4 protein-coding genes are annotated in these 6,632 nt (G+C 70.0%); 1 reads left to right on the plus strand and 3 read right to left on the minus strand.

Annotation, left to right across the window (positions count from 1 at the left end; translation table 11 throughout):
* Window positions 1-3: 3 nt before the first annotated feature.
* A complete protein-coding gene (locus AB0B66_RS15410; protein WP_360528963.1) occupies window positions 4-1,506 on the minus strand; it encodes a class I SAM-dependent methyltransferase in 1,503 nt (500 codons plus the stop codon).
* 183 nt (window positions 1,507-1,689) lie between these two features.
* Here AB0B66_RS15410 and AB0B66_RS15415 point away from each other — a divergent pair, with 183 nt between their 5' ends.
* A complete protein-coding gene (locus AB0B66_RS15415; protein ID WP_360528966.1) occupies window positions 1,690-2,556 on the plus strand; it encodes an alpha/beta hydrolase in 867 nt (288 codons plus the stop codon).
* 105 nt (window positions 2,557-2,661) lie between these two features.
* On the opposite strand, the gene AB0B66_RS15420 is transcribed toward AB0B66_RS15415, so the two are convergent.
* Together AB0B66_RS15420 and AB0B66_RS15425 are read right to left on the minus strand one after the other, a co-directional pair.
* On the minus strand, window positions 2,662-4,707 hold the full coding sequence (locus tag AB0B66_RS15420) for a family 43 glycosylhydrolase (RefSeq protein WP_360528993.1): 2,046 nt from the start codon (window positions 4,705-4,707) through the stop codon (window positions 2,662-2,664).
* 191 nt (window positions 4,708-4,898) lie between these two features.
* Window positions 4,899-6,374, minus strand: coding sequence for an endo-1,4-beta-xylanase (locus AB0B66_RS15425; RefSeq protein WP_360528969.1), 1,476 nt, complete (start codon window positions 6,372-6,374; stop codon window positions 4,899-4,901).
* Window positions 6,375-6,632 lie beyond the last annotated feature (258 nt).

Raw genomic sequence — 6,632 nt, forward strand, 5'->3', positions numbered from 1 at the left:
GGTTCACGAGTTCAGCGGGCGGCGGGCGACCGCCAGCAGGTGTGTCACCGGCCAGTCCAGCGGCGTGCCGTCGAGGTCGGTGAGCGCGGCGACCGGCGCGATCCGGTTGTCGACGATCCAGTCGTTGCGGCTGGTCCCCGAGGCCGGGTCCAGCTCGAAGCCGACGTCGGTGAGCAGCCGCCGCCAGTCCGCGTACGCCATGCCGCAGAACTGCTCGCGGGTCTCGGCCAGCCAGCTCGCCGAGTAGTCCTTGCGGGTCAGGTAGTCCATGGCGTCGCCCAGCGAGAGCCGGACGGTGTCACCGGCCGGGACGTGCGGCACGCCGAAGGCGAAGTCGACCGTGAACTGGTCGAAACGGGCCCGCGTGGACAGCCCGGCGACATAGGCCGCGACCTGGGCGGACGGCAGGCCGGCCAGGTCGGTGCGCGGCCGGTCGGGGTTCTCGCCGTCGCCAGGCTCTAGGCGCAGCAGCACCTGCCGGTCGCGCTCGTCGGGGCCGCAGACGTCGCTGTTGATCCAGACCCCACCCGGCGCGGTGTGGTCGAAGATGGCCTGGGCGAAGGCGCGCAGCGACTTCTCCTGGTCGCCGTACGACCAGATCTCGTGGGTCAGCGCGAAGGTCAGCGTCGTGTTGATCGAACGCGCGGGGAACACCGCGCCGCCGAGCACGTTGCGGCGGTAGAAGAACACGTTGGGATTGGCGAAGACGCCCTGCGCCTTGCGGTGCACGCATTCGTCGAACAAGTGGCGGGCGATCTCGACCCCGATCAGGTCGCTCTCGCGCAGGGCCGGTTCGCGGTCGGCGAGTTCGAGCACGGCGCCCGCGCCGCAGCCGATGTCGACGACCCGGCCGGGCTGCACGTGCTCGCGGGCCGTGGCCCACTTGCGGGCGGCGCTGTCGGCGAAGGCCTCCACGTAGGCGCGGTAGTCGCGGGTCGCGGTCAGGCCGCCCTCGTCGCCGACGACCGGGTCGTTGACGACGGTGCGCACGGTCTCGGTGAGGCGGTAGCGGTCGAACACGTCGACGGTGGCGGGATGGGCCAGCTCGCGCCAGGTCTCGTCGCCCGCGGCCAGGCGCAGCAGCACGTCCCAGGGGCGTTCGGCGGCCGGGGACTGCCCGGCCTCGACGGGGTCGATGGCGAAGCCGAGCCGCTCGTACAGCGCGGCGACGTCGGGGGTGGAGCAGGCCACGACGGTGTTGTGCGGGGTCAGCTCGATACCGGTGGCCGCGGTGATGTTCTTGATCGTGACCTCGGCGAACCGCGGCGTCGGCGGCATGTCGAAGACCGGCACCACCACCGAGCGCAGGCCGGTGGTCGCGCTGAAGCGTTCGACGGCCGCCTCCCGCCGGTGGTACGGAACCGGGTTGCGGCGCGTGTTGTCGTGGTTCGCCGAGGTCACCGCCCAGACGATCGTCGCGCCGTGCCGGGCGGCCAGCTCGACGAGCCGGTCGGCCTGAAACCGGGTCAGCAGGTGGTGGCGTCCGGGGAACAGCACGAATTCCATCGGAACTTGATACCGCATGCGCGGGCGGAGCTGTTCATCGCAGGTCGGCGGCGGGGTGCCGGACTATGCTGGCGGAGGCATTTGCCCGTTTCGGTGACGCCGGGAAAGTTCTCGGCCGTGCACCGATGAGTTTCCCGGGCGGCGGCGGTCTACCTGGACATGACCCGAGAAGGAGTGGCACCGATGACTGACGCGAAGACCCACACCCTGGACGTTCCCGGCGCGGTCCTGCACTACGACGTACGCGAGAACGCCGACACCACCGAGCCGGCCCTGCTGCTGATCGGCTCGCCCATGGACGCGCGCGGGTTCACCACGCTCGCCGGGTACTTCCCCGACCGCACCGTGGTCACCTACGACCCGCGCGGCGCGGAGCGCAGCGTCCGCACCGCGGACGCCGGGGAGTCGACCCCCGACGTGCACGCCGACGACCTGCACCGGCTGATCGCCGAGCTCGGCGGGGGACCGGTCGACATCTTCGCCAGCAGCGGCGGGGCGGTCAACACGCTGGCCCTGGTCGCCCGGCATCCGGCCGACGTGCGCATCCTGGTCGCCCACGAGCCGCCGGCCGGGACCCTGCTGCCCGACCGAGAGCAGGCGCTCGCCGCGATCCGTTTCATCCGCGACACGTACCAGGCGAAAGGCTCCGGCGCCGGCATGGCGGCTTTCATCGCCGCGGTCGGTCACCAGGGCGAGTTCCCGGCCGACTACGCGGTCGCGCCCGACCCGGCGCAGTTCGGCATGTCGGCCGAGGACGACGGCTCCCGCGACGACGTGCTGCTGGGCCAGAACCTGATCAGCTGCACGCACTACGAGCCCGACCTCGACGCGCTGCGTGCGGCGTCGACCAGGATCGTGCCGGCCGTCGGCGAGGAGTCGGCGGGCACGATGGCCTACCGCGGCGGGGTCGCGCTGGCCGAGCGGCTGGGCACCACCGCGGTGGTGTTCCCCAGCAACCACGGCGGCTTCATGGGCGGCGAGTTCGGCATGCCGGGTAAGCCGGCGGAGTTCGCCGCCAAACTGCGCGAGGTCCTCGCCGAGGACGCCTGACGCCCGCGGGCGGGGCGGCCGGGCGCGCCTTCTCGCCCGTCAGAACGGGCCGGTGCGGAGCGGTCAATCCGCACCGGCCGTCTGCTGCGAACCCGGCCGACCGGGTTACGGGGTGGTCAGGTCGAACCGGGACACGGTGACCGAGCCGCCCAGCGCCTGGGTGGCGTAGTTGAAGATGCCGAAGCGGTAGCCCATGAAGAACTGCCAGGCGTTGTTGAGGGTGAACGCGGAGCCCAGCGCGGTGAAGTTGGTTCCGTCGGTGCTGTAGGAGAAGCGTGCCTGGCGTCCGCTGCCAGGTCGGATGTCGGCGTTGACGCGCAGCCAGATCCGCCCGCCCGAGACCGAGGCGGAGGCGTTCTCGCTGCCGGTGCCGGTGGTGTTCCAGCTGCTGTCCATGGTGAGCCCGTTGGTCATGACGACTCTGGTCGTGCCGTTGTCGCGTTTGACGCCGATCCACGCCGACTGGTCGCGCAGCATCGCCAGGCCCGCCCGGTCGCCGTCGCGCATCGCCGAGTAGTCGAGGGCGATCGTGGCGGTCGAGGTCGGTCCCTGGATGCGGTGGGTCAGCGTGTTGCGGGCGTTGTACAGGTCGTTGGTGACGGTGGCGGTCTGCAGGCGCAGGCCGCTGCCGACCGACCAGCGGCTGTTGTCGGGGTTGTGGTTCCACTCGTATTGCGGGCCCAGCGTGCTCGCGGTGAAGCTGTCGCTGCCGATCATCGGTTTGACCTGGCGGGGCGGCGCGGGCAGGTTCGGCTTGGGGTAGCTGCTGCCCCAGGCGCCGTTGACGAGCTGGAGCTGCGGCCAGCCGTCCGAGGTCCAGGTGACCGGGGCGAGCACCGGGATGCGCCCGCCGGGGTAGGAGTCGACGAAGGCCAGGTAGTACCAGGCGCCGTTCTGGGTCTGGACGAGGCCGCCCTGGTGGGGCACGCCGCCGCCGGAGACCGGGCCGGGCAGGTTGAGCAGCAGCTGCTGCATCGTGTACGGGCCCCACGGGCTCGACGACTTGAGGATGTACTGCCCGTTGGCGGGTCGGGTGAGGAAGATGTAGTAGCTGCCGTTGCGCTTGTAGAAGCGGGCCCCTTCCAGGGTGCCGACGCTGGACGGGGTGGTGAACACCTGCTGGGTGCGCACCTGGCTGAGCCCGTCGGACGACAGCTGCGCGACGCTGATGTTGGAGTTGCCGTAGGCGACGTACATGGTGTCGTCGTCGTCGACGAGCAGGCCCGCGTCGTAGTAGCAGTTGTTGATGGTGGACCGCTTCGACCAGGTGCCGTCCACGGCCGAGGCCGTGTACACGTAGGTCTTGTTGAACTCCATGCAGCCCATCCAGTAGAAGGTGCTGTTGGAGGGCCGGTAGTTGAGGGTGGACGCCCAGATGCCCTTGACGTAGGCGCGGCCGTTGCCGTTGAGGTTGTACGCGTTGGAATGATCCAGCACCGGCACCGAGTGCCCGGCGAACTCCCAGTTGACCAGGTCGTAGGAGCGCAGGATCGGCGCGCCCGGGGAGTAGTGCATGGTCGAGGCGGAGTAATAGTACGTGTCGCCGACGCGGATGATGTCGATGTCGGCGAAGTCCTGCCACAGCACGGGGTTGGCGTAGGTCCCGCCCGACGGCGGCGGCGAGGAGGACGCGCTCGGCGACGGGGTGCTGCCCCCGACGCGGACGAGCTGCCATTGCTGGTTGTTGCCGCCCCAGTCGTCGTACTGCACGATGTTGGCCCCGTCGGCGGTCGACGCGCCCTGCACTTCCAGGGCCTTGCTGCTGTTGCGGTTGATGAACCGGACGTAGCCGTCGGCCGAGTCGGCCAGCCGCCACTGCTGGTTGGTGCCGTTGCCGTCGGCCCACTGGACGATCGACGCGCCGTTGGCGGTCGAGAAGTTGTAGACGTCGAGGACCTTGCCGGAGTGGCGGGATTTGATGCGGTAGTAGCCGCTGCCGGAGTCGACGAACTGCCATTGCTGGTTGTTGGCGGTGCCGCGGGTCCACTGGGTGATGCGGCCGCCGTCGGCGGTGGAGAAGTTGTACACGTCGAGGGCTTTGCCGCTGTTGCGGTTGACCAGGATGTACCAGGCGCTGGTGTCCACGGTCGCGGCCTGGGCCGCGCTGGTGGTGACGACGGCCAGGCCCGTGCCGGCCAGCGCGGTGACCACGACGGTGATCAGCGCGGCGCGCCAGCCTCGCCGGGGAGGCCGGACATGGGTGATGGTGCCGATGCCGCTCACGGCATCCTCCTTGTCTCATGGCGGGCCCCGCCGCGCCGAGGTTCGCGGCGGGGATTCGTGGAGCAGGCCGCCGGTGCGGGGCTGCGGCTACCCACGCACCGGCGGCTGATCATGGTGGGCTATCCGACGCGGACGAGCTGCCACTGCTGGTTGTTGCCACCCCAGTCGTCGTACTGCACGATGTTGCCGCCGTCGGCGGTGGACGCGCCCTGGACTTCGAGGGCCTTGCTGCTGTTGCGGTTGATCAGCCGGAGGTAGCCGCCCGACCAGACCGCGCGCCACTGCTGGTTGGTGCCGTTGCCGTCGGCCCACTGCACCACGGACGCGCCGTTGGCGGTGGAGAAGTTGTAGACGTCGAGGACCTTGCCGGAGTGGCGGGACTTGATGCGGTAGTAGCCGCCGCCGGAGTCGACGAACTGCCACTGCTGGTTGTTGCCGTTGCCGCGCGTCCACTGGGTGATGCGGCCGCCGTCGGCGGTGGAGAAGTTGTACACGTCGACGGCTTTGCCGCTGTTGCGGTTGACCAGGACGTACCACGCGCTGGTGTCGATGGAGCCGCTCGGCGTGGACGGTGCCGGGCTCGACGGCGTGCCGTTGTTGAGGGCGTTGAGCGTCGAGGTGTAGGCGGCCTTCTTGTTGCCGGAGGAGTCGAACAGCAGCGGGTTCTGGCCGGTGCGCCAGGAGTCGCTGTCGCGGATGCCCCACACGGTGATGCCGTTGCAGCGGGCCACGGCCAGGCAGGCGCTGGTCACCGTGGCGTACACCGCGGCCTGGTTCGACCCGGAGATGTCCAGTTCGGTGATCTGGACGTCGACGCCCAGGTTCGCGAAACGCTGCAGGTTCGCCTGGTAGTCCGAGGGGACCGAGTTGCTCAGATGGGACTGGAAGCCGACGCAGTCGATCGGCACGCCGCGGGACTTGAAGTCCTGCACCATGTTGTAGATGCCGGTCGACTTCGCGTTGATCCCGTCGGTGTTGTAGTCGTTGTAGCAGAGCTTGGCGTTCGGGTCGGCCGCCCGTGCGGCGCGGAACGCGGCCTCGATCCAGTCGTTGCCGGTGCGCTGCAGGTTCGAGTCACGCCGCCCGCCGCCGCTGCCGTCGGCGAACGCCTCGTTGACCACGTCCCACGAGTGGATCTTGCCGCGGTACTTGGTCGCCACCTGTGTGACGTGGTTGATCGCCGCCGAGCGCAGGGCGCTGCCCGACATGTTCTGCGCCCAGCCGGGCTGCTGGGCGTGCCAGAGCAGGGCATGGCCGCGGATGCGCATCCCGTTGGCCTGGGCGTGGTTGACGATTCGGTCGGCGTTGCCGTAGCTGAAGCTGCCCTGCGACGGCTCGGTGGCGTCCCACTTCATCTCATTCTCGGGGGTGACCGAGTTGAACTCGCGGTTCAGGATGCCGACGTAGGTCGAGTCGCTGAGCTTGTACGCCGCGATCGCGGCGCCGAAGTAGCGGCCCCGCTCGGCGGCGGAGGCGCCGAGGGTGGTGCCCGCGCTGGCGGAGTTCGCCATGGCGATGGTGGTCAGGGCGGTCGCGGCCACGAGCAGCGTCGCCGTCAGAGCCGCACGGAACGTGCGGACGTTCGTTCGTTTCATGTCTGTCTCCTGGGAGCGGTGGACAGGTCCGTGGAGCCGCCCGGGCGGTTGCCCGGGAGGTGCGATAGGTCGTTGTGCCGGCCGTGCGGGCATGGGCGTGCCCGCACGGCCGGTGTGGTGCCGGTGGCGTCAGCGCTGCAGGGTGAGCAGGCCCGGTCGGTAAGGCAGCAGCCCGTAGTCGCCGCCGGAGTTCGGCGAGCGGCCCTGGTAGAGCAGCTGCAGGTTGCAGGGGTCGATGGTCATGGTCTGGTCGGCGTT

This window comes from Catellatospora sp. NPDC049111 (assembly GCF_040648615.1).
GTDB lineage: Bacteria > Actinomycetota > Actinomycetes > Mycobacteriales > Micromonosporaceae > Catellatospora > Catellatospora aurea.